This is a genomic window from Desulfatiglans parachlorophenolica, assembly GCF_055394735.1.
The window spans coordinates 855567-879291 of sequence record NZ_AP042460.1 but is presented as its reverse complement, the minus strand read 5'-3'; the positions used below and the strand labels follow the sequence as shown (position 1 = coordinate 879291).

General features: G+C 58.4%; 16 protein-coding genes and 2 riboswitches. Of the genes, 15 read left to right on the top strand and 1 reads right to left on the bottom strand.

The features are described 5' to 3' along the window. Window positions 1-293 precede the first annotated feature (293 nt). From ACZ500_RS04015 to ACZ500_RS03950, 14 genes are all read left to right on the top strand, one after another. Window positions 294-1328 carry a PEP/pyruvate-binding domain-containing protein gene (locus ACZ500_RS04015; protein WP_464231247.1) on the top strand — a complete coding sequence of 345 codons (1035 nt, stop codon included), beginning with the start codon at window positions 294-296 and terminating at the stop codon, window positions 1326-1328. Between the two features lie 75 nt (window positions 1329-1403). Continuing rightward, window positions 1404-3119 carry a PEP-utilizing enzyme gene (locus ACZ500_RS04010; RefSeq protein ID WP_464231246.1) on the top strand — a complete coding sequence of 572 codons (1716 nt, stop codon included), beginning with the start codon at window positions 1404-1406 and terminating at the stop codon, window positions 3117-3119. A gap of 320 nt (window positions 3120-3439) precedes the next feature. Then, entirely contained in the window at window positions 3440-3955 is a 516-nt protein-coding gene (locus ACZ500_RS04005) for a response regulator (RefSeq protein ID WP_464231245.1), read from the top strand. A gap of 93 nt (window positions 3956-4048) precedes the next feature. Continuing rightward, entirely contained in the window at window positions 4049-5038 is a 990-nt protein-coding gene (locus ACZ500_RS04000; RefSeq protein WP_464231244.1) for an electron transfer flavoprotein subunit alpha/FixB family protein, read from the top strand. After that, window positions 5035-5829: an electron transfer flavoprotein subunit beta/FixA family protein gene (locus ACZ500_RS03995; protein WP_464231243.1), complete on the top strand. Its 795-nt coding sequence runs from the start codon at window positions 5035-5037 to the stop codon at window positions 5827-5829. Before ACZ500_RS04000 ends, ACZ500_RS03995 begins: the two co-directional genes overlap by 4 nt. A 237-nt stretch (window positions 5830-6066) precedes the next feature. Further along, window positions 6067-6198: a hypothetical protein gene (locus ACZ500_RS03990; protein ID WP_464231242.1), complete on the top strand. Its 132-nt coding sequence runs from the start codon at window positions 6067-6069 to the stop codon at window positions 6196-6198. Between the two features lie 121 nt (window positions 6199-6319). Further along, on the top strand, window positions 6320-7957 hold the full coding sequence (locus ACZ500_RS03985; protein WP_464231241.1) for a phytoene desaturase family protein: 1638 nt from the start codon (window positions 6320-6322) through the stop codon (window positions 7955-7957). 53 nt (window positions 7958-8010) lie between these two features. Further along, on the top strand, window positions 8011-8820 hold the full coding sequence (locus tag ACZ500_RS03980) for an SDR family NAD(P)-dependent oxidoreductase (RefSeq protein WP_464231240.1): 810 nt from the start codon (window positions 8011-8013) through the stop codon (window positions 8818-8820). Window positions 8821-9212: 392 nt separating this feature from the next. Next, complete coding sequence (locus ACZ500_RS03975) at window positions 9213-10322, top strand: NAD(P)/FAD-dependent oxidoreductase (RefSeq protein WP_464231239.1); 1110 nt, start codon at window positions 9213-9215, stop codon at window positions 10320-10322. Window positions 10323-11001: 679 nt separating this feature from the next. Further along, the gene (locus tag ACZ500_RS03970) at window positions 11002-14745 is read left to right on the top strand and encodes a hypothetical protein (RefSeq protein ID WP_464231238.1); all 3744 of its coding nucleotides are present in this window, start codon (window positions 11002-11004) and stop codon (window positions 14743-14745) included. A gap of 175 nt (window positions 14746-14920) precedes the next feature. Then, the gene (locus tag ACZ500_RS03965) at window positions 14921-16030 is read left to right on the top strand and encodes an HlyD family secretion protein (protein ID WP_464231237.1); all 1110 of its coding nucleotides are present in this window, start codon (window positions 14921-14923) and stop codon (window positions 16028-16030) included. A gap of 4 nt (window positions 16031-16034) precedes the next feature. Then, complete coding sequence (locus ACZ500_RS03960) at window positions 16035-17993, top strand: ATP-binding cassette domain-containing protein (RefSeq protein WP_464231236.1); 1959 nt, start codon at window positions 16035-16037, stop codon at window positions 17991-17993. Beyond that, complete coding sequence (locus tag ACZ500_RS03955; protein WP_464231235.1) at window positions 17990-19144, top strand: ABC transporter permease; 1155 nt, start codon at window positions 17990-17992, stop codon at window positions 19142-19144. Before ACZ500_RS03960 ends, ACZ500_RS03955 begins: the two co-directional genes overlap by 4 nt. Next, the gene (locus tag ACZ500_RS03950) at window positions 19141-20313 is read left to right on the top strand and encodes an ABC transporter permease (RefSeq protein WP_464231234.1); all 1173 of its coding nucleotides are present in this window, start codon (window positions 19141-19143) and stop codon (window positions 20311-20313) included. Before ACZ500_RS03955 ends, ACZ500_RS03950 begins: the two co-directional genes overlap by 4 nt. Here the strand turns inward: ACZ500_RS03950 and treZ are convergent. Further along, complete coding sequence (treZ, locus tag ACZ500_RS03945) at window positions 20255-22042, bottom strand: malto-oligosyltrehalose trehalohydrolase (RefSeq protein ID WP_464231233.1); 1788 nt, start codon at window positions 22040-22042, stop codon at window positions 20255-20257. The two genes, ACZ500_RS03950 and treZ, sit on opposite strands and share 59 nt — an antisense overlap. Before the next feature lie 266 nt (window positions 22043-22308). Between treZ and ACZ500_RS03940 the strand changes: the two genes are divergently transcribed. Then, window positions 22309-22755 (top strand): DUF3783 domain-containing protein, encoded by a 447-nt coding sequence (locus ACZ500_RS03940; RefSeq protein ID WP_464231232.1) that lies wholly within the window; start codon window positions 22309-22311, stop codon window positions 22753-22755. 564 nt (window positions 22756-23319) lie between these two features. After that, window positions 23320-23394, top strand: a riboswitch (cyclic di-GMP riboswitch). A gap of 174 nt (window positions 23395-23568) precedes the next feature. Further along, a riboswitch (cyclic di-GMP riboswitch) is annotated at window positions 23569-23642 on the top strand. The last annotated feature ends 83 nt before the right edge of the window (window positions 23643-23725 follow it).

Below are 23725 nucleotides of genomic sequence, written 5' to 3'. Positions count from 1 at the left end.
AAATCGTATCTATACGAAATACCGTATCAGTACGATTTCGTCAAACAGTTTCTCATGTTTTTAATTCCAATAAAAACCATATGTTAGTCTGAATGATCCCAATGGTATGTCCTTTGCAGTTCATTGAATCACGATCCAAGACACCGAATTTCGGACACCGGTGCTGATTTTTTCTTTCCAGACATGATTTCACAGAGGTTCAGTCCAGGTCATTCAAGGAAGTGGCAGCATGATCCAGCGGGAAGTCGCCTTCGGATCGATCCGGCTTTCGGCGCAATCGAGGGAGGGGAAGCATGTCATCGGAAAAACAGATCTTCTGGTTTGAGGAGTTGGAGGAGAAGCACAACGACATCGTAGGGAAGAAATGTGCGAACCTCGGACAGATGGTCCATCTCGGAATGCCGGTGCCGCCGGGGTTTGCCATCTCCATCGAGATGTACCGAAGGTTTTTGGATCGCAGCGGCGCTTCCGAGCAGATGCGGGCGTACGTCGGAGGTCTTGGGGATCTCAAGGGAGCGGGGATTGGAACCTTCGACGAGGTGAGCCAAAGGCTACAGGCCATCATCGAGGAAAAGGACATGCCCGCGGAGGTGCGAAACCCGATCCTGCGCTATTACGAAGAGCTCTGCGAACGGCTGGGCATGCCGGATGCCGCAGTCTCCGTCAGGAGCGCCGGAACGGAAAGCCGGCCGGGGATGTTCGAAACCTACCTGAATGTCATCGGCACCACGGACCTGCTGGACAAGATCAAGAAGGTGTGGGCCAGCGCCTACACCCCCCGGGCCGTAGCGTTCCGCGTCAACAAGGGTTTCCCCCTGATCGGCGATGAGCTGGGCGTGGCCGTCCCCAAGATGGTGAATTCGAGGTCCTCGGGTGTGAGCTTCACCGTCGATCCCGTGACGGGGGACGACACGCGGATCATCCTCGAGGCCAACTGGGGCCTCGGCGAAGGGGTCGTCAGCGGCTCGGGCAGCGTCGACGGGTTCGTGGTCGAAAAGGAGACCCTCGCGATCGTGAACCGGCACATCGGCCAGAAGACCCGATGCGTGGTCAACAGGGAAAAGGGCGCCGAGTGGGTGGATGTCCCGGAGAAAATGCAGCGCATCCCGTGCCTTGGCGACGAGGAGGTCCTCGAGATCGTCAAGACGGGCATCACCGTCGAAAAGCGGCTCGGCTGCCCTCAGGATATGGAATGGGCGGTCGATGGCGATCTCCCCTTTCCTAAGAACATCTTCTGGCTTCAAACGCGCCCCGCCAAGGTGCAGGTGAAGAAACCCGTCTCGACCACGGATCAGATCATCGATCTCCTGGCGAAGCGCTATCAGTGAAATGGGCATGCGGAAAATTGGAATGCGGCTCGAACACCTGGGATGAACAAGCTAAGGATAAAAGGAGAACAGATCATGGGAGAAAACATTGGAGGAAGAACCGCGTTATGGGATGCCCTGCCGGGCTATGACCTGATCGAAGAGGTCGACCTTCCTGAGATGCATTCCTGGTTTCTGGATGCCACCCACAGCGTCCCTCCCTGGACCCCGCTCTTCGGCTGGTATTGGATCCGGTTCTGCTGCCACGGGATGAAGGTCGTCTGCGACGAACTGAGCATCCCCACCTGCAAGGGCTGGGAGATGCGGTACCGGGACGGAGGATCCTACAATGCCTTCCATATCGTCCGGGACAAGAAGGAGATCGCGGAGCGGGCCGTAAAATTCCGTCAGGCCCTTCGCCCCTGGATCGACAATTTCGACGGCCTCTGGGAATCCGGCAAACGGGAACTGCTCGGCATGTATGACAAGCTCAAGGCGGTCGATATGGAGAATGCATCCCATGTCGAGCTCTACCGACACAATTACGACCTGATGAACACCTATCGCCGGATGTTCGAGATCCATTTCCTCGGGATGTATTCGTCCTACAGCGCCTGGCTGCTCCTCGAAGACCTCTGCAAGGAGCGCTTCGGGATGAAGGACCAGGACCCGGAGTTCCAGGACATGCTGCGGGGCTTCAACAACAAGGTCTACGAGATGGACAAGAGCCTCTGGGACTTCTCGCAGCTGGCGCTCGATATGGGCCTCAAGGAGGTCTTTGTGCAAAACAAGCCTGACGAGCTTCGGACCAAGCTGGAGATGTCCGAAAGGGGGCGCGAATGGTTCCGAAAATTCATGCACTACCTCGAGACGGACGAGGTGGGCGGGTGGCGCATGAGACGGATGAACGACCTGACCGAGCCTTACTGGTTGGAGGATCCCTGCACGCCCCTCGGGGTCATCCGCAATCACGTCCAGAAGGAGACCGCCGATGTCTTCGGCAATGTGCACGCGGAGCTGAGCAAAAACCGTGAAGCGGCCGTCGCCCGGTTTCTCCAAAGGGTTCCGCCCCCCGAAAGACCCTTCTTCGAAGGGTTGATCAACCTGGCGGGCAAGGCCAGCTCCTACAGCGAAGAGCACGACCTCTACTGCGAACTGATCTCCCACGCCCTTCTGCGCCGGGGTTATCTGGGGATGGGGCGGCAGCTCGCCAAGAGCGGGACCATCGATCAGCCGGATGACATCTTCATGCTGAACCCGGACGAGATCGACCGGGTTCTGATGGTCCCGGACCGGCATGACCTGAGGTTCATCACCCGACGGCGCCGGGCGGAATGGCTGGAATGGCACACCCGGCCCAATCCCCCCGTCATCACCGACCGCTCCGGGATGGAAGAGGCCGTGGCCATGGACCTGCTGCCGTCGATGGACGCCGTCGCCATGAAGATCGTCGTAGGAGAACTGCCCGAGCACAAGCCCGAGTTGGGAGCCGACATGTTCGGCATCTGCGGCTGCGCCGGCGAGGTCGAGGGCCCGGCCCGCGTCGTGATCAATTACGAGGACCTGAAGGAGGTTCAGCCCGGCGATATTCTCGTCTGCCCCGGAACCAACCCCGCCTGGACGCCGGTCTACGGGATGGTGGCGGCGGTCGTCGCCGACAGGGGCGGCACCTTGTCCCACGCGGCCATCATCGGCCGCGAATACGGCGTCCCGACCATTGTCAACACCTTCGAGGGAACCGCGAAGATCAAGACGGGCCAAAGGCTGCGAATCCATGCAGCGGAAGGGGCCATCTTCATCCTCGACAAGTGACCCCACGGTCGCAATCGCCTGCTGAAAAGGAAAAAATCGCTGCGGGGGTCTTCGCCCCCTATGCGCCTCATGTGTAGCAGTGTTTAGAGTATCTATCCGGGAAGGAGCATCCAGCACGACAACGTTTCCAGTCCGGAAATGATTTCCCGGTACAACCCAGTTTCCAATCCGGAAATGAGGATTTTTTCGCCAATATGAATGAAAATCAAGTGTTTGCGCGGAGACGACCTCTAGGTCGCCGCACAGGCAAACCTGCAGATTGACGCCGAGACTGGCCAAAAAGACCCTTTCCGGATGGAAACTACTTAAGGAGCGAGGCCATGATGAATACGGATAGTCCGGTAAAAGGTAAACGGATCCTGATTGTGGATGACGAACCGGATGTATTGGAAACGGTCCGGGAAATTCTCGATGTCTGTGTGGTCGATCAGGCTGCTGACTTTGACTCCGCTATGGACTGTCTTTCGAATCAACCTTATGACGCGGTGGTATTGGATATTCAGGGGGTCAGGGGTTTCGATCTGTTGAAATTCTCCGTTTCAAAGGGCTTTCCGACACTCATGCTGACCGCCCATGCAGCCACTCTCGAGTCCTTGAAGAAATCGATCAACCTCGGTGCGGCAGGCTTTCTCCCCAAAGAGTACATGATGGAGTTGAAAGAACTGCTGGAGGAAGTCATGGGCGGAGGCGGCAAGCGTTTCTGGTGGATGAAATCGCTGGATCGGACGGACGCGTTCTTCACAGAACGCTATGGCTCCGATTGGAAGGAAAAGGATGCCTTTTTCAAGGAATTCCATGCATCCCTCCAAAAAGAGGACAAAAAACCTCGAGAATGAATCCTCTCGCCCCCTTCCACAAAGCGGCCGGGCTGACGCTCGGATACCGTCGGGCTACGATGAGACGACATGCCCTGCAAAAGGAGATGCGATATGAGTGACGTCCTGATTCTGGGAGAAATAAAGGAAGGGTCCATTGACACACGGACCCTCGAACTGGTGTCGGTCGGCAAGCGGCTGGCCGGTGAACGGGGCGGCGATGCCTGCGTCCTCATCCTGGGGGATGCGCCTCAGGGCGCCGCCGCTGAGGCGGCCTCGTACGGACCGGCCAAGGTGTACAGCGTGGGGCACCCCCTGCTGAAAGGCTTCCAGCCGGAGTTCTGGCTCGCAGCCCTGGAGCAGGTCTGCAAACAGATCAAGCCGGGGGTCTTCCTGATGAGCCATTCCTACAGAGGGATGGAGCTGGGGCCGCGACTTTCCTGCCGTCTGGGCGCGCGGCTGACGACGGATTGCATCGATCTGGCGATCGACCCGCAGGATGGGCTGCTGCTGCGGACCAAGCCGGTCTCGGGGGGAAACGCCATATCGGTCTTTAAGTGCCCCGGCGAACCGCAGATGGCGACGGTACGCGGAAAGGTGTTCGAACCGGCCGCAGCGGGCGAGGCCAAAGGCGAGATCGTCGAGATCGGCGTGGAGCTCGACGCCTCCATGGCCAAGGTCATCTCCCTCGAGGTGGTCAAGGAGGAGATCGTTGCGCTCGACAAGGCGGACGTGGTCGTGGCCGGCGGGGCGGGCCTCGGGGAAGAGGACGGATTCGAGGCCCTGGAGGATCTGCGCAAGGCGCTGAGCAAGTCTTTCGGCAACGTGATGATCGGGTGCAGCCGCGTGGCGGTGGACAAGGGGTGGATCTCCTCGGACCATCAGGTGGGTCTGACCGGGACGATGATCTCTCCGGATCTCTACGTGGCGGTGGGGATCTCGGGGGCAATCCAGCACCTGGTCGGCATGGTGCACTCGAAGAAGATCATCGCCATCAATACGGATGCCGGCTGCAACATGTTCAAGGTGGCCGACTACGGCGTAGTGGAAGACTATGGGAAGATCATCCCCGCCCTGGTCCAGAAATTGGAGGAGCTGTCATGAAAGAGATGCGAATCATCGTCTGCGCGAAGCAGATCCCCGACCCCGAAGCGCCCCTGTCGGATGTCCGCGTGGATGCCGAGAACAAGGAAGTGGTGGTCGATGCCCCTCAGGTGATCAGCCCCTTTGACGAGAACGCGCTCGAGGCGGCCCTGCGGATCAGCGAGGACCTGGGCGGAAAGATCACCGTCCTGAGCCTCGGCAAGAAGGTGTCGGACACGGTGCTCCGGAAGGCCCTGGCGGCCGGTGCCGATGAACTGATCCTGCTCCAGGACGACGCCTTCGACAAGCTCGACAGTCATTCCGTCGCACTGGCCTTGGCCGATGCGATCCGCAAGATCGGGGACTACGACCTGATCCTGACGGGTCGGCAGGCCGGGGACTGGGACTCCGGACAGGTGGGCCTGCTGCTGGGGGAGATCCTCGGGCTTCCATGCATCAGCATGGCCCGCGAGATCGGCATCGAGGACGGGAGCGTGGTGGTCAAAAAGAGCAACCCCGAAGGGTATGAACGCGTGAAGGCCGCCATGCCGGCGCTCGTCACCGTGAGCAACGAGGTGGGCGAACTCCGGTACATCTCGAGGACCCGGATGTTGAAGATGCTCAAGGGCGCGGGATCCATCCCGTCCTGGGGCGCTCAGGACCTGGGGACGGCCCCGGATGCCCTGAAGAAGATGTCCATTGTCGAACTGTCTTCTCCACCGGATATGCGAAGAGACTGCCAGTTTCTGGAGGGGGCGACTCCGGACGAGATGGCGAGCAGACTGGCGGCCGTATTCAAGTCTCTGCAATGAAGTTCTCATGTCGCTCAGATGATTTTCGGATGGCCGCGTGCGCACTGCTTCGTGGCTGTCGAGCCTCGAAGCATGATTTCGCGGACTTATGGAGCGGCCGGAGCATGAACACCCAACGGATTGTAAGAAGTAGAATGCTTTGTTTGCCGGACCGCTTTTTGCGCCGGACTCAAACGGTTTAGACAACCCGGCGGGTTCCCTCGTCAGCCCGGAGCCCTGTAAAGCCTACATCCGGAAATGCTCTTTTTTGCCAATCTCGGCGGCAATCTGCACGTTGGCTTGTGCGGCGACCACCAAGTCGCCTCCGCGCAAAAGCTTGATTTCCTTTATATTGGCAAACCGGGACCCGCCGCGAAGCGGTGGGACTGAGCACGCGAAGCGTGTGAAGAAAACATCCTCATTTCCGGATTGGAAACGGGATTGAACCGGGAAATCATTGTCAGACAGACACCATCTATAAATATTTCAACTGGGAGAGGAGGTACCTCCAGTGGCGGATAAATCATACGATGCGGTGGTCATCGGAGGCGGACATCACGGCACCATCATCGCCCCCTACCTGGCCAAGGCGGGGTTGAGCGTGGGGGTTTTCGAGCGTCTCGATCATTTAGGCGGCGGCGCTGTCTCGGAAGACGGGCCCGCGCCGGGCTTCAGGATGAACTTTTGCGCCCACTTCACCCGGTTCTTCGGGCATCCCGCCTACAAAGAATTCAATCTCCGGGACGAGGGCCTGGAGTATGTCTTTCCCGACACCAACGAAGCGATCGTGTTCGATGACGACACGTCTTACCTGGGATATGCCGCCTGGCGGGTCGTGGATCCCAAAACGGGTCGGGTGGAGTTCAGCGAAAAGAACGTGCAGAAGACCTACGAGCAGATTCGTCGGTTTTCCAAGAACGACGCGGAAACCTATCTCCGCCTGACAGAGCTGTACAAGGAGAAGTGGCGGCCAGCCTTCAAGAAATACCGCTACTCGTCCCCGACACCCTGGGGGAGTCCGGATGCCCTCGAGGCCCTCTTCTCGGACCCTGCGAGCGGACTGGACCCATCGATGCAGTTCATGAACTGCAAGCAGTTCGCCCGCTATTTCTTTGAAAGTCCGGAGCTCAGGATCCTGATGCTGAGGGGGTTTCTCACGTCTGGGGGGATCTTTCCGGACGACATCCCGGGGCTCGGCCTCATGATCGCGACGATCCACCTGGCCCTTGGGTGGGAGTCCGCGGCGATCGCCAAAGGCGGCACCCAGTCCATCACCGACGCCCTGGTTTCGGCGGGGAAAAAGCTCGGGGTCGAGTATTTCATCAACTCGGAGATCAAAGGGATCAAGATCGAAAACGGCAAGGCCAAGGGGGTGATCCTGGCCGACGGGACCGAGATCGAGGCCAAAAAGATGGTGGTAGGGGACGTCGGGACGCCGCAGCTCTTCGCCCGTCTGGTCGGTGAGGAGCACACCAACCCCGAGATGAAGCGCAGGCTCGACACCAATTTATACGACCGGGGCCACGTCTGGTGGGGGACGATCGGCGTGCACGAGCTTCCCCAATACAAGGCGGCCAAGGACAATCCGGACCTCAACGCCACCCCGCGGACCTACTGGGCGCCCAAGGATCTGGCTTACATGGAAAACAAATACATGCACGAGATCTTCCTCCTCGGCATGAGCAGCAAGCTCTTCTGCCTGTCGGCGCCCGACAGCATCTGGGATCCGACCCGCGCTCCGGAGGGAAAGCACTCGGTCCTCTTCGAGGAATACACCTGCCCGACCCCGTTTTTTTCCAGACGGGAATGGCGTCAGATGGGCAACGAGTTCATGGAGGAGCTCATGCAGCAGTGGGGGAAGTACGCTCCTAACATGAAGAAGGACAATATCGTCGCCTCCCGGATCATCACGCCCGTCGACGTCCAGGAAACCCACCTGGATATGCGGGACGGGTCCTGGAGCGAGGGGAGCATGTCGGGTTCGCAGAACGGGCGGTTCAGAGGGATGCCCGGCGGATTCCGGACGTTTATCGACAACCTCTACCTGTGCTCCTCCTCCATCGTCGGAGGGGGCGGAATCGGGCGCGGCTCCAGCTACAACTGCTACAAGGTGATCGCAGAGGATTATGGACTGCGGGAGCCCGAGTAGCCGCCCTTCGGGTGCAGCCACATACCTGTCAAAGCCGGCCATGGAGGAGCGGTATGCCTTCGACAAAGCAGCTTTTCGATCTGTCCGGGAAAACAGCCCTGGTAACGGGAGCCAGTTCAGGCTTCGGGCGAAGCTTCGCGCTGACGCTGGCGGAGGCCGGCGCCGATGTCGTCATATCGGCCCGGAATCCGGAGCGTCTCGCCGAGACCGAAGACCTCCTGAAAGCGACGGGCAGACGCGTCCTCAAGATCTTCGGTGATATGTCCCTTCCGGAGGATGTCTCCCGGATGATCGACGAGGCCGTCTCCGTCTTCGGTCATCTCGACATTTCGGTCAACAACGCCGGGCTTCTCACCCGGCCGGTCCGCTTCCATGAAATGACCCTCGAGGACTGGAACCAGGTCATCTCGGTGAATCTGACCGGGGTCTTTCTGTGCATGCAGAAGGAGATCGCGGCGATGCTGCGCCGGGAGAAGGGGGGGAGCATCATCAACATCTCCTCCGTCCTCGGCCTGGTGGGGCTGGACGCCGATCTGAACCCGCGCGTGAATTACATCGCGTCGAAGCACGGGGTGATCGGCCTGACCCGCCAGGCAGCGGTCGAGTACGCAGACCGCGGCATCCGGGTCAACGCCATGGCCCCGGCCTGGCATTCGGGCACCTCCCTCGCCAAGGCGCGCTCGGACATACAGACCGAGCAGGAGCAGGCTGAGCGGGAAAGGCGGATGCTCGCCCGCACCCCGATGAAACGGCGCGGCCGGTTGGAGGAGCTTCAAGGGATGCTGCTCTTTCTGGCTTCAGACGCCTCGACCTATACGACCGGGCAGGTCTTCGCATCGGACGGCGGATGGACGGCCCACTGAGCCGTTCTGCTCGCTTTCCCCGGCCTGCGAGCTTCAAGAGCCGGTCGTCGAGCAGGCGCTCCAGTCTTTGGAAATCCCCTCGCTTCAGCCGCCGGCCGCGGCCCGGCAGGATGCTTGTCCGCGTGAAAGGATACCTTCCCGGGATTGTGTTTTAGAAAAGATTCTTTTTGGATAGAATCATCGGCATCCAGGCTCGGAACGACACGGATCGCCCGGACCCCGCCCCCTGCCTGGGGCGAAGGGCTTTGATCTCGCGCAGCCGATCCGCCGCTTCTCCCGCCGCAAATGGAAGAACGGAATCGAGACGCCGGCCAGGAGCGTGGATCCCCCTGGAAATGCGGGTTTCTCGAAGGTGACTCTTGCCGCTTGTCCGGCAAACAGGAGGTCATGAAATGTCCGATCCTCAGGTTTTCGATGTCGTCGTAGTGGGGGCCGGCCCCGGTGGCGCAGCGGCTGCAAAGCAGTGCGCTGAAAAAGGGTTGAACACGCTGCTGATCGAAAAAAAACGGCTTCCCCGCGACAAGGTGTGCTCGGGGATGGTCATGGGGCGGTGGGCCGCACAGACCATCGAGCAGGAGTTCGGCGTAATCCCCCGCTCCGTGTTGACCGAGCCGCCCCTGCTCGCCGGACATCGCTTTTATGTAGGCGAGGAGGAACCGACGGAGCTGAAATGGCCCACCGCCCTCTCCTGGCGGAAGGACCTGGATTTCTGGCTGGTCCAGGGGGCGCTCGCAAACGGCGCGCAACTGAAGGACGGAGTGCGCGTCGCCGGCATGGAACGGGAAAAAGCGGGCTGCCGCATCCTCCTCGAAAAAGAAGGCCTCAAGGAGATCCTCCGGGCGCGCTGCGTCATCGGCGCCGACGGGGCCGTCTCCATCGTGCGCAGATCCCTCTTCCCCGACCTGAAGGTTCGATTCTCGGGCCCCATCCGGGAATGCTACGCGGGCGAACTCGATCTGGAAAAAAACCTCTTCCACTGGTTTTTCCCGAAGGGGCAGGCCCGCCCGCGCTTCAACGTCAATCACAAGGGGAATGTGTTCCTGATCGAGGGCTCCGGCCTCCGCGAGCTTCGGAAGGAAATCGAGGAGATCCTCTCGGCCCATGGCTTCAGATCGGGCAGCGAACCCCTGTGGAAGGACGGCTGCAGCATCGCGCTGCTTCATGAACCGCTCCTTGCGGGGCGGTTCACGCCCGCCCTCGAAAATGTCCTGCTGGTGGGCGATGCCGGGGGGCTCATCCTGCCGATCACCTATGAAGGGATAGGCTCGGCGCTCAAAAGCGGCCTTCTGGCGGCCGATGCCGTCATCGAGCATTTCGAACAGCCCGGCAAGATTGCACCCGCCTACCTGAAGAGCCTCAAACCGCTGCTCGATGTCATTGGGCGCCTCTTGGCCCTTCAGTCAGGGCTCAAGATCGCCGCCGAAGCGGGCCCCCGATTCCTGGCGCGCGCGCTCGCCGACGCCTATGAGGAAACGCTCAGCATACAGGAACGATTTTTGTAGAAAGAGCAACGCGCAGCCTTCCCTGTTTCAGGTGTTTCTCGGCCCCCAGATCCCTCCGCCTGAAAACAGCCCCGGAGCGTCCTGTTTTTACGCACTTTTTTCTGTGCATATATGCCCTGGTGTGCTGCACCTTTTAGCCTCCTCGAATGAAAACCACTCGACTCGCTCTTTAGCACTATAAAATCCAAACGCGGGTCTTCAGCCTCCGAAATTTTCCCCCAACCCGGCAACCGGCTTCCCCGTCAATCTTTCCGACCGAAACACGCGCCGCGTCGGGGATGCAACCCCTTTCAGCGGACTTGCGCCCGAGAAGCACCCCTTTTGCGGCCCGAAAATTGCTAAGCTCTTTGTAAGCCTGGAATCAGGTTTTCTTGACCATTTTAAGGTACGCCGGCACGTGCGCAGAAGCATCCTACAAACCACCTTACGGTCAACCCTGGAAAACCTGGCCGAGATGGGCAAAAAAACCTTTCCGGGTCGGAAATTTGGTCGTCCCGGTTAATCATTTCCGGACAGACACGGCAATCAACGGCTCTCACCAGTCGTTCAGCAAAAGCGCATCACACCTTTTCAGAGAAGCAATGATACACCCGGCTGCAGAGGTGGAGTCTTTCACATCACCTTCAGGAAGCCGGCTTCGACTCCGCCCCGAAAAGGGCCGTTTCCTCAGGAGGTTATCATGGGTGGAAATCGGACGGCACCTTACGTAGCGGCTGCCCGTCAAGGCGGCCGGATACTGTATTACAAACCCGCACCTGGTAAAGGAGCAGTTATCGGGTCAGGAACAGGCTTGCGCAACTGGTTCACCGAAAAGGCCATGGGCATGTTCTATTACTTCTCAAAGCCTTCCCAGCTAACGTTGGAATCCTTTCAACAGCAAAGAAACGCTCAACTCCGAACCATGTTCCGCTCTGCACTGGAAGAGGATTACAAAGGAATATTGAGCAAAGAGGAAGCGCAAGCTCTGGTCGATGAGGGAAACACGCCCCTTACGGATAAAGATATCACGGAGGCAATCCGACAAGCCGATAATCATATCGGGGAATGCAATCGTGGAGTATTAAGTTCATTGGAATCGTACATAAAATATTGGACATCTTTCGATTTAAATCAGAAGAATCCGTGTGTATTTCAGTGGAATCTAACAGCATTTTTTGAACTTTTCAATATCCAATTGCCGGTAACCAAGATTCCTGAGGGCAAGGATGTCGTTCAATTATTTTTAAATATCGCCGACGAGATTTGCGATGAAATGACATCACGATCTCAGAAAATACCATCCTTGCAAAATCTAATAGAAAAATCTGCTAAACAATTCAAATCGCACCTTGCTAGCGTTGAGAGGCATGTCTCCGGTTTGCCGGAAGATGCACCGATTCAAAAATCCCTCCTCGAAAAGATCCTTCTGCATCCGAGCATGGGGAACATCCCCGTAGCTGAAAGAGAACAGGCAATGCGTCTCCTGACCCGTCAGTACCAGACCGAGGTCTTACCTGAATGGGATTCGCCCGGTAACGAGCCCCTCAGGAACATAGCTCGAAACGAGGACGGGGACACGCCACTCGATCCGAATGAGGTGTTCGGATTTTTCTTCCCGAAGGAAATCGACAAGACATTTCTGAAGGTCGATGAATCCAACCTGCTTCCCGCTCTTTACAGGGCCTGCGCAGAAAACCGCATCCGTCAGGAAAAGGCTCAGGGACTCGAAGGCCTGCAGAAGACGCTTTTTCTAGCCCTGACGAGTGCGGAATGGTCCCGCAGACCTGCGTCGTTGGGTGACTTCCACAGATACACCGAACTCGTCGCACAGCATATCGAAAAGATCGCCCGGGATTATGAGAACTATAAGGATTCGCTCGGAAGGCCCGTATTGTCCATGCGGCGGGTCTGGAACATCATTACAGCGACAGATATCCCCGCCTCCGTAAACGATTCGAATTTCGCCGCCCGTCTGGTAAACCAACCGCTTCATAAGCCCGTCAGACGCTTGCCCAGAGATTCTTCACTGTCCCGCCTGATCGCTCTCCCCAAAGCCGAGCAAGCGCTTCCACCGATCGAGCGGTCTCCCCTTGTGCTGCAACCGGTGCAACACTCCAGCGGGATCGACGAGACTCCCGTACCCAAGCAGCAAAATATCGCTCCCCAAGAACCTCTAAAGTCTGCACCGATTGATATAGCAAACTCTCGGTTCCCTGTGATGGCGCAAACGACGGACAATGACCCAAATCAAGACTCCACCTCACTCATCGAGGAACAACCGCCGATCCAAACGCCGGCGGATCCCCAGTCGGGCGATGAGCTTGAACATCGAGAAAACACGAATCCATTCGACCTGACGCCCTCTCCGCACCAACCCCCGCTTACCGAAGAGCCTGTCCAGAAACTTATCAGGGCCCAAAACCTTCAAGATGATGCAATCCCCCGCACTCCCCCGACACTCATGGGGGGATGGTTTGAAGGCACGCAGAAAAACCTTCAAATTCCCCCTCTCAACTGGATACCCCTAACCGCGGATCCTATCCAATGTCCCATAGAGCTTTCCTCGACATATCAAAATCGACCCCGCAAAGTACCAAATAGCGACAGTTCAGCCTTTTCTCATTCCAATATAATATTTTCCAAGGGAGTTTCGCCAAACATACCCATTGTAACTCAACAGGAAGAATGCATAATTATTCCAGTTATCGATCAAGAAGAAGAAACCGCAACCTATACCATACCAATTTCAGAAAAGCTTACCTTTTCAGATCTGATCGACGACCTGGATAATACGGACGTAATACAGGATGGCAACACCTGCTATATTCAGTGTGTCCTTTCAGCCTTACTGAAAAGCGATTGGGGGAAAGAATTTTTAAAAGGGTTATGCCAGATATCTCCAATACCGGAAGATGGCATCGATCAATCAAAAAGAGATCGACACCTGTCCATTCGTCTAAAACTGGCTCATCAGACCGATCCAAACTCCTTCCAATTCAAATACAATAAACATCATAAAAATTTGCTGATTCCCTTCTTTGAATCGGTTGTTGCGGCGCACCTTCAAAGAGATCGAGCGGCATGGGGAACTCCTAACGAAGTGCTGAACAGTCTCGGATTAGAGTATGTTTCGCTAATCGAATCGGACGCAATCGCCGCAGAATTGAACAGATCGTTGGTCCTAAGACCATTGTCAGCAAGAAGCCCGGCGGAATTTTCAAGAGAGGAGAAGTCCAATATCCGGTGGATCAAAACGCGATTGATGCAGGAAGTAAGTTTCATCAGCGAAGCCACTGACCGCGAACATGAATATCTTTTACGTGAAATCCAGGACCTTCACAAGCAGATGCTTGCGCGATTATTCAACGATTCCGAGATATCCCCTTTGCTCACTGAGCAAAGGCTCGTTCTCTACCAACAAGATACCAATCAGTTCCTGCAAAACCATGTGAAACCGGATGTCGATCGGTTTTACACATCTTTGAATGACTCTGATCAAAAGGCGCAAAAAGAGAAAGCGTATTTTATCGACCAAAGCAAGAAATCCAAAAAAGCGTTCTTAAGGCGATTCAAAAAAGAAGCCACCAAGCGCGATAACAATTTTATTGAATCGTGCATTTCGGATATCACTACCTTTATAATGGATGAATCTATCTTATTGAGATATAACAATGAGGAACAACACACTACCAACATTATGGCTTTGAATGAAAACATAAAAAGAATTCTTATTGATAACCAAGAAATATTTTTTGGCTACAAAAATATTTTTTCTGATGGTGAACTGAATATTTTATCCGGTAATATCATAAAATATCTCCAAAAGCAGCGATCAATTATCTTTGATACACAAAAACAAATTCATTCATTTGCGGATATATTGATAAAAGCAACACAGATCAAACCTTCACTAAAAAATGCATGCAAAAAAAATCAACGAGAATTGATTCATCATACCCAATCGCAATTAAAAAAACCTGATAATCAACAGATAAAAGAATCCTATAACCAATTCTATCACTTATATTTTTTCAATCTAAAATTCAGTCAAATGCACACGCTTCTTTCTCACCTCAATAAGCAAACGCTTAATTTTTATGGAAGTCTGAACACCTTCTATATAAATGAGTTCAAAATCCTGAACAGCCGCTTCATTGATATTATGAAACCAATGTTACTAAGCTTTCTGTCCAATTCTGTAAAAACGGAGCCACCAATGGTTCTTTTTGCAAAAAATCACTGGATGCCGGTCATCGGCATCTCCCGCACCCACTTCATCTGCCACTCCATGCAAGGCGATTCAGACCGCCGAGAAATCTCGCAAGCGGAGTTTATTGACGATATGCGCCTCCCGATAGGCCAAGGTTATCAGGAGGCAGCAGGGACTCCAGTGGACTTGATCCAAATCAAACCACCTCGAACGAGTATCACGCAAGAGAAATAAGCGAAATTTTGCCGCCCACGGCTAATGCACCTAGTCTGACCGGTCACGAGCGCTTTGATGCCCGGTCCATTCTCCAGGCATAAAGGTTGAAGCCGAAGCGGTTATCCATTATGATGGCACGCGTCTTTTCATGCTGGTTCTAAAGTCCTTGCCCGGGAACTCTCATGAGGTTTTTATGAAAGGCCGCCCGTCCATCATCGTCCTGATCGTGGTTGCATGTTTTTTGGCTGTCGGAGGCTATGCCGCCTATTTTGACTGGTCACGAAGGCAGGGGCTGCCCGAAGGCCTCCTTCTGGCCAACGGGCGCATCGAGGGGGACCGCGTCACCGTCGCCGGCAAATTCGCCGGCCGCATCCAAACGTTGCTGGTCCATGAAGGCGACTGGGTGGAAGCCGGGCAGCCCATTGTCACCCTGGACGACACCCAGATCCGCGCCCGGGTGGATCAGGCCCGGAAAGGACTGGCCGCTTACGAGGCCAGGATCCAGGCGACCGCGACCACGCTCGGCGTCTTGAAGCAGGAGGTGCCGCTTTCGATCGAGATGGCCGAGGCGGATCTGACCCGTGCTGCAGGGGCCCTCCAAAAGGCGCAGGCCGCCGAGGCCCAGACGGAACGGGACGCCAAACGCTTCGGCAAACTGGCCGCAAAAGGGGTGGTAGAGGCACGGCGGAGCGAGGAGGCCGATCTGGCCTGGGAGGCAGCCCGAAGTGACCTGATCTCCGCAAAGGCATCCCTCACCCAGGCCCGCAAGAAATCGGCCGATGCGCGCCTTGGCTGGGAGCGCATCGCGGCGAAAGAGGATGAGCTGAAGGCCCTGCGGGCGCAGCGGGACCAGGCCGAAGCGGCGCTTGCCGAGGCGGACAGCGTTCTGGCCGACCTCACCATCACGGCCCCCTCCGGCGGCATGGTCACCCACCGCATCGTCAACCTCGGCGAAGTGGTCCAGGCCGGCAGCCCGTTGTATGAACTGGTCGATCTGGACAGCCTCTATCTCAAGGTCTACGTCCCGGAGATCCAGATCGGCAAGCTCAGGCTGGACCTGCCGGCCCGCATCTACACGGACGCCTTTCCGGACCGGCCATTCCCCGCCCGCGTCCGATACATCGCCTCCAACGCGGAGTTCACCCCCAAGGAGGTCCAGACCCCCGACGAACGGGTGAAGCTCGTCTTCGCGGTAAAGCTTTACCTCGATGAAAACCCGGAGCATCGCCTCGCCCCGGGCATACCGGCCGACGCCGTTATCCGGTGGGACCCGGAAACCCCGTGGACCGAGCCGCGGTGGTGATCGCATGCCCGGCGACTCAGCAGTCATCCGCGTCGAGGGCATCGAAAAGGCCTACGGCAGGACCCGCGCCCTTCGCGGGGTGCGTCTCGAGGTCCAGAGCGGCGAGATCTACGGGCTGATCGGCCCGGACGGCTCCGGCAAGAGCACCCTCATGAAGGTGCTTGCCGGCGTGCTAACCTTCGATGCCGGAGAGGTCCAGGTCTTCGGAACGGCCCTTGACAGCGAGCGGGCGGCTGAACGCGTCAAGGGGCGGATCGGCTTCATGCCGCAAGGCCTGGGCCTCAACCTCTATCCCGAACTCTCGGTCGAGGAGAACATCGACTTCTTCGCCCGCCTCCGACTGCTCCCCGAAGCAGACCTTGCCCACCGAAAAGAGGAACTCCTCGCGATGACGCGCCTGAAGCCCTTCCGCGGACGGCCGATGAAGAACCTTTCGGGAGGCATGAAACAGAAGCTCGGGCTGGTCTGCACCCTGATCCACGAACCGGAACTGGTGATCCTCGACGAGCCCACGACAGGCGTCGACCCGGTCTCGAGGCGCGACTTCTGGGCCATCCTGGCGCGCATCCTGCGGGACCGCGGCATCACGGCCCTCGTCTCGACGGCCTACATGGATGAAGCCGCCCGATTTCAGCGGAGTTCGCTCTTTTACAGCGGCGAGGTCCTGGCCGAAGGGACGACCACCGAAATAACCCGCCTCGTCCCCGGCACGCAGGTGAACGTCCGGCCCAGGGAGCGCCCCCTCGAGGCCTTGAGCCGTCTCCGCCGTTCTTTTTCGCAGGTCGAGGCCATCGGGCCGTGGTTCAAGGTGTTCGTCGATCGGGAAGCGCACAAAGACGCCGAGGAAAGGGTCCTGCAGGCGTTGGATGGGCTGGATATCGAGGAGGTTTATTTCTCGGACCCCGAACTGGAGGATGTCTTCATCGCCCTGCTCAACCGCCGGGAAAAGGGTTTGCCGGAGGCCGAGGAAAAACCCTCCGCCCCCTCCCCCGCAGGCGGCCGGGAGGCGGCCGGCAACGCCATCGAGGCCCGTGAGCTCGTCCGGGACTTTGGTGCCTTCCGGGCGGTGGACCGGGTCAGCTTCACTGTCGCCCAAGGGGAGATCTTCGGCCTGCTCGGGGCCAACGGCGCCGGCAAGACCACCGTCATCAAGATGCTCACGGGCATCCTGCCCCCGACCGCCGGCGAGGGGCTCGTGGCCGGGGCGGACATGCGCAGGGCCGGCAGGACCATCAAGGAGCGCATCGGCTACATGTCGCAGGCCTTTTCGCTCTACCAGGACCTGACCGTCATCGAAAACATCCGGCTCTACGCAGGGATCTACGGCCTCGGACGCGGCCTGGCCAGGGAGCGCGCCGCCTGGATCCTGCACCTCGCCGGGCTCGAAGGGCGCGAGCACGACCAAGCAGGCCAGCTCCCTATGGGTCTGCGCCAGCGCCTGGCCCTCGGCTGCGCCCTGGTGCACCGGCCCCGGATCCTCTTCCTGGACGAGCCGACGAGCGGGGTCGACCCGGTCGGGCGCCGCCGCTTCTGGGACCTCCTCTTCAGGCTCTCGCGCGAGGACCGGGTCACGATCCTCGTCACCACCCATTACATGAGAGAGGCGGAGCACTGCGACCACCTGGCCCTGATGTACGCAGGCCGGATCGTCGCCGATGCCGGTCCGGCCGAGATGAAACAGTCGGTCGAGGCCGAGGCGGGCAAACTGATCGAGGTCCTGACCCCGAAGCCCCTGGCGGCCATGGACCTTCTCGAAAAGGCGGGGTTCGAAGGCGTGGCCCTTTTCGGCAACGCCGTCCACCTCCTGAGCCCCGACCCGGCCGAGGGTGAGCGGCGGATCCGAGAGGCCCTGGATGCGGGCGGAGTCGCCCTCCAACGGGTCGAGACCCGCCCCCTCAGCATGGAGGATGTCTTCGTCCACCGGGTGCTCAGCCTCGAACGGGAGGAGCGGCGGACCCCATGAAATGGAAGCGCGTCTTCATCGTCGCCCAGAAGGAGTGGCGCGAGATCCTGCGCGACCGGCTCTTCTTCACCCTTGCCTTCGTGGTGCCGGGGGTCCTCATGCTGCTCTTCGGCTACGGGATCTCGCTCGATGTCGAGAACCTTCCCTTCGTGGTGGTCGACCACGACCGCACACGCCTGAGCCGCGATTACGCCTACCGGTTCATCGAATCGCGCTATTTCGATTTCAAGGGATACCTCGACGACGAGCGCGACGTCGACCCGCTCCTGAGCGACAACGTCATCCGCGCGGCCGTCATCATCCCCGAACACTTCGAAAAGAGGCTCCTGGCCGGGCGACCGGCCGCCGTGCAAACCCTCATCGACGGGACCTTTCCCTCCCGCGCCCAGACGACCAAGAGCTATATCACGGCCATCAACAACGCCGTCACGATGGAGCTGGTCTCCCGGCATCTGGCGGAAAGCTATGGAAAGGACATGGACCGGGCGCGGGAGATGCTCGAGCCGGTGGGGCTGCAGATCCGGTATCTATATAACCAGAGCGCCAAGAGCATCTGGTCCATCGCGCCCAGCCTCCTGATGGTCATCCTCATGATCGCGCCGCCTTTCCTGACCGCCATCGGCGTCGTGCGGGAGAAGGAAAACGGGTCCATCTACAATATCTACGCCTCTACGGTCAGCCGGGGGGAGTTTCTGATCGGCAAGCTGGCCCCCTATGTGCTCATCTCGACGCTCAACATGACGCTCCTCTGGGTCCTGGCGGTCCAACTCTACGGCGCGCCTTTCAAGGGGCAGATCGGGTTCTTCCTGCCCGCCTCCGTCCTCTATCTCCTGTGCACGACCGGGATCGGGCTCCTGATCTCCGTCTTCGTGAGGACCCAGATCGCCGCCATCATCGTGACCGTCATCCTGACCCTGGTGCCCGCCGTGCTTTATTCGGGGTTTCTGATCCCCATCGCCTCCCTCTCGGGCCAGGCTAAGGTCACAGCCCATCTGATCCCGGCCATGTACTACACCAACATCGCGGTAGGAAGCTTCCTGAAGGGCATCGGGCTGGAGATTTTGTGGTGGGACCTCCTGGTGCTGGCGGTCTACGCCCTGATCGTCTTTTCGACGGGTTTCTTCCTGTTCAGCAAGAGGCCGAAGGCATGAGCGGACACGTCAGGAGCATGCAATCCCCTGCAAGACTGTGGCTTCAGCGCGTCGCATCCCTGACCGTAAAAGAGCTGCGGCAACTCTTCCGCGACCCGATTCTCATGCTCTTCATCCTCTATGCCTTCACCCTGGACATTTATCTGGCCGGGTCGGGCGTCAGTCTGGAGCTGAAGCAAGCGCGCCTCTTTCTGCAGGATCACGACCGCTCAACGGCCTCCCGCGAGCTGATCCACCGCTTCCGCCCGCCCTATTTCCGCTTCATGGGGGAAACCCCGGGCGGACGGAGCGGAATCGCGCTCCTCGACCGGGGCGAGGCGATGCTGGTGCTCGACATCCCCGAGCACTTCGAAAAGCGTCTGCTCGCTGGACAGGCGGCCGAGGTTCTCCTGATGGTGGACACCACCAACTCCGTCCTCGGCTTCCTGGCCTCCTCCTACGCCGCGGAGATCGTCGGCGGCTACGGGATGGAAGTCGGCATGCGGCGCGCCGGGCTCGGGGAGGACGCCCTCGAACAGATGCCGCTCATAGACAACCAGCAGCGGGTCTGGTTCAACCCGAATCAAAACAACACCTGGTTCATGTCCCTGACCGAACTCCTCAACATCATCACCGTGCTGGTTGTGCTGCTCCCGGCGGCCGCCCTCGTACGCGAGAAGGAGCGGGGCACGATCGAGCAGCTCCTCGTCTCGCCCCTGAGCCCCTTTCAGATCGTGCTGCCCAAGATCGCGGCGATGTCGGCGGTGATCCTTGCCGGCACCGCCCTGTGCCTTTTCTCCATCCTCGGGGCGGTGTTTCATCTCCCCTTCAGGGGGAGCCTCCTCTTTTTCTTCGCCGTAACCGCTCTCTACGTCTTCACCACCGCCGGTCTCGGGGTCCTGGCCGCCACCTTCGCCCGGAACATGGCCCAGGTCGGCATGCTGACGGTGCTGATGGTGGCCCCGATGCTCTTCCTCTCCGGCAACTGGACCCCTCCCGAAGCGATGAACCGTGTGATGATGTTCTTCATGACCCTTTCCCCCTTGCACTATTTCATCGACGCGAGCTTCGGCATCCTCCTCAAGGGCGCCGGCCTGAAGCTCCTCTGGGACGACATCCTCGGCATGGCGCTCATCGGCGCCACGGTGTTCGGCATCGGCCTGTGGCGCTTCCGGCGGCAGTTTCATTGAAGGCTTTCAAGATGACCAGCGTTTCGGGCGGGAGAACCGCCTCGGCATCACCAAGATCCAGTTCGGATGAGCGGGAAGCCAGCAGAACCTCCTTTGGAGCACCAGCCGGGAGAGGGATCCTTCGCGCCTCCTCGCCAAGGTTGCAGAGCACGAGCACGTTCCCCCGTCTCACGCTCAACCATCCCTCCTGTTCACTGAAAGAAACGCTGGGCCGCACCCCGCCGCGCAGATCCGGCTCGGAGCGGCGCAGGGCGATCAGACTGCGATACCAGGCAAGAAGCTCGTCGTGCGGCGCCTTCGATATCTCCCCCCAGTCGAGCTTCGAACGGGCGAACGTCTCAAAATCCTGGGGATCGGGGACATCTTCCGGCGCCCACCCGAAGGCCGCGAACTCCCTGCGTCGACCCTCCCGCACGGCGCGCCCCAGTTCCCTGTCCTGAAGGTCTGTAAAATACTGAAAAGGCGTCGATGCTCCCCACTCCTCCCCCTGAAAAATCAGCGGGGTGAAGGGGGAGATCAATACAAGAGCCGCACCGATCTTGAGGCGCGCGGTGTCCACAAGCCGGCTCAGTCTCTCACCCATGGCGCGGTTCCCGACCTGGTCGTGGTTCTGGATGTAAGCGAGCAGGCGGTGCCCGGGAAACGATGCGAACGGTCTGCCGTGGCGCCGCATCCGGTAGCGGGAGTAGCGCCCGTCGTAGACGAAGCCCGATGTCAAGGCCTTTGCCAGGTCCCCCAGCCTGCCGAAGTCCGCGTAGTACCCCTCCTGCTCTCCGGTCAGCAGGACATGCAGCGCGTGGTGGAAATCGTCGCTCCATTGCGCGTGGATACCGTATCCGCCCGCCTCCCGGGAGCCGACCAGGCAAGGATCGTTGAGATTGCTTTCCGCGATCAGAAAAAGGTGCCGGCCTAAGCTGTTTTCGAGGACCGCGGCCTCCCGGGAGAATTCCTCCAGGATGTGCACCGCGGAGGTGTCGAGGATCGCATGCACGGCATCGAGCCGAAGCCCGTCGACATGATAGTCCTCGAACCACATGCGGGCGTTCCCCCAAAAAAACCGCCGCACCGCATCGCTCTGCGGTCCGTCGAAATTGACCGCCTTGCCCCACGGCACGCGGTGGCGCTCCGAGAGGTAGGGGCCGAAGGCTTCGAGGTGATTGCCCTCCGGACCGAAGTGGTTGTAAACGACGTCCAGGATGACACCGATCCCGGCCAGATGGCAGGCCTCGACAAGCCGCTTCAGCCCTTCAGGACCCCCGTATGCCTCTTGCGGCGCGTAGAGTGCGACGCCGTCGTACCCCCACCCCCGGCTTCCTGAAAAACTGCTGATCGGCATCAGTTCGATGTGGCTGATGCCGAGATCCTGCAGATAAGCGAGCCTTTGCACAACACCGTCGAAGGTCCCTTCAGGTGTAAAGGTACCCACGTGGAGTTCATAAATGATGGCGGAGCCGACCGGCGGCTCCCGCCACCCCTGGTCATGCCAGACGAAGCGGCTGTGGTCGAAGAAGCGCGAAAAGCCGTCGACACTGTGCGGTTGCCAGGGAGAGCGGGGATCCGGGAGGGGCGTCCCTCCATCCAAAGAGAAGGCGTAATCCGCGCCATGCACAGCCAGGGCGGTTTCCGCCTGCCACCAACCGTCAGGAAGCGCCTGCATCTCGACCGAGCGCCCTCCGATCACAAGGGCCACCTTGCGCGCCCTCGGCGCCCACACACTCACCGCCGCCATGATCCATATCCTTCCATCATGGGCACCTGCCCCCCCGCTGGTTTTACCTTGAACCAGACATCGTTGACACCTTATGATGACGAACCGGCCGCCTGGCAGGGATGGGAGCCTTCCTTGTCTGGACAAAACCTGTTTATGGACGGGGTCCGGCCCATGGTCAGATTGTCTTACTCACGGTATAAGAGGATCTTCTATGCTTTTTGCCGTAAATCTTCTTCCCGGGCAGGCACCGTCCATCCCGATCGGCAGCGGAGGATAGGAAAGAGATGCAAAAGGGCACATTCAAGAAGGTAAAACCGTCCAACACAAGGATGTACGGGCCGAAAGGCACCATCGTCTGCGGCTACCCGGCCGGGGAGCACGCCTTTCTGCTCGATTTTGCGAAGGCGGCAGGCCTCGATGAAGGGCCCGTCATTTTTGCCCGGACCGAGGATGCCTCGGTCCGTTTGAAGGATCTGCTCTCCTTTTCAGATGGTTCGGGGATGGGCCATTCGTCGGAGATGCCGAGGGCCCTGATCCTTTCAGGGTTGACGCAAAACGAACTCCACCGGATCATGTCCGCTTACCGAAACGCGGGGCTACCCAGCCAGCTTTGGGCCACCTTGACCCCGATCTCCGAGAACTGGCCCCTATGCGATCTTCTGCAGGAACTCCAAAGGGAAAGAGAGGCCATGCTGGCAAACCAATCGAGGATACCCTCACACAAAAGTTGAATCGCCTCGAAAAAGGCGGACTCCGTTTTTCCTTTTTTGATTTAAGACCAAGAACCGCGTGGTGTCAAGGCGACCGGGGCGCCGGTTCGAATACGCGGAGGGCTGTCTTCGATCTTTGCAAAACGTTCAGTACGGTAGCAGCACGTCACTTTTTGTTATACTCTGTCATCGATCGACAGTCTTGTAGCCTGGTTTCTGTCCGGAAATGCTCTTTCTAGCCGATCTCGACATCAATCCGCACCTTTGCTTGTGCGGCGAACTATAGGTCGTCTCCGCACAACCGCTTGATTTCCCTGATATTGGCAAAACAGGGACCCGCCCCGCAGGGGTGGGACTGAGCACCCGAAGGGTGTGAAAGAAAATCCTCATTTCCGGATTGGAAACTGAGTCGCGCTGGATGAGCATTTTCGGACGGACACTCGTCTATGAAATTTACCAGACAGCGCAGGGAGGCAATCATCCATCAGATTGTCTCCGAAGACAGCATAATTTGAATTTTTTACTTGCTCACCGCTCAAATATCTGTTACATAATCAATCAAATCACTTTTATCTTCCAAACTGCCGCAGAAAAAGCCTAGCCCATTTTGTTATGGGCACGGAAAGCTACGGGTCTCGAAGAGACAGCCGGGTTGCCTGCGTATGAGGGGTAGCTCGGTTTTTTTCGCGCCTGTTTCACCTCCCCTCAGAAATGCTTGCAGACACTGCTTTGCCCGAGAAAATGAGCCGATCACCCCGCAGATGATTTGGTCTTTGTATCGGAGGGACGACTATCAGCTTCTGACACCGCTCTTTGAACGAAGAGCTACGGCTATTCAGTAAAAGCCTAACCTGCCGCGAGGCCGGGGCGGAAAGTCACGGGTCTTGAAAGACCGCCGGACTGCCTGAATGCATCATTCAGGCGGTCTTTTTTTTTGCTGGGTCACGATCGTTTGAGATTTGGTGGAAAATTCAGGGACTAACAATCAAAT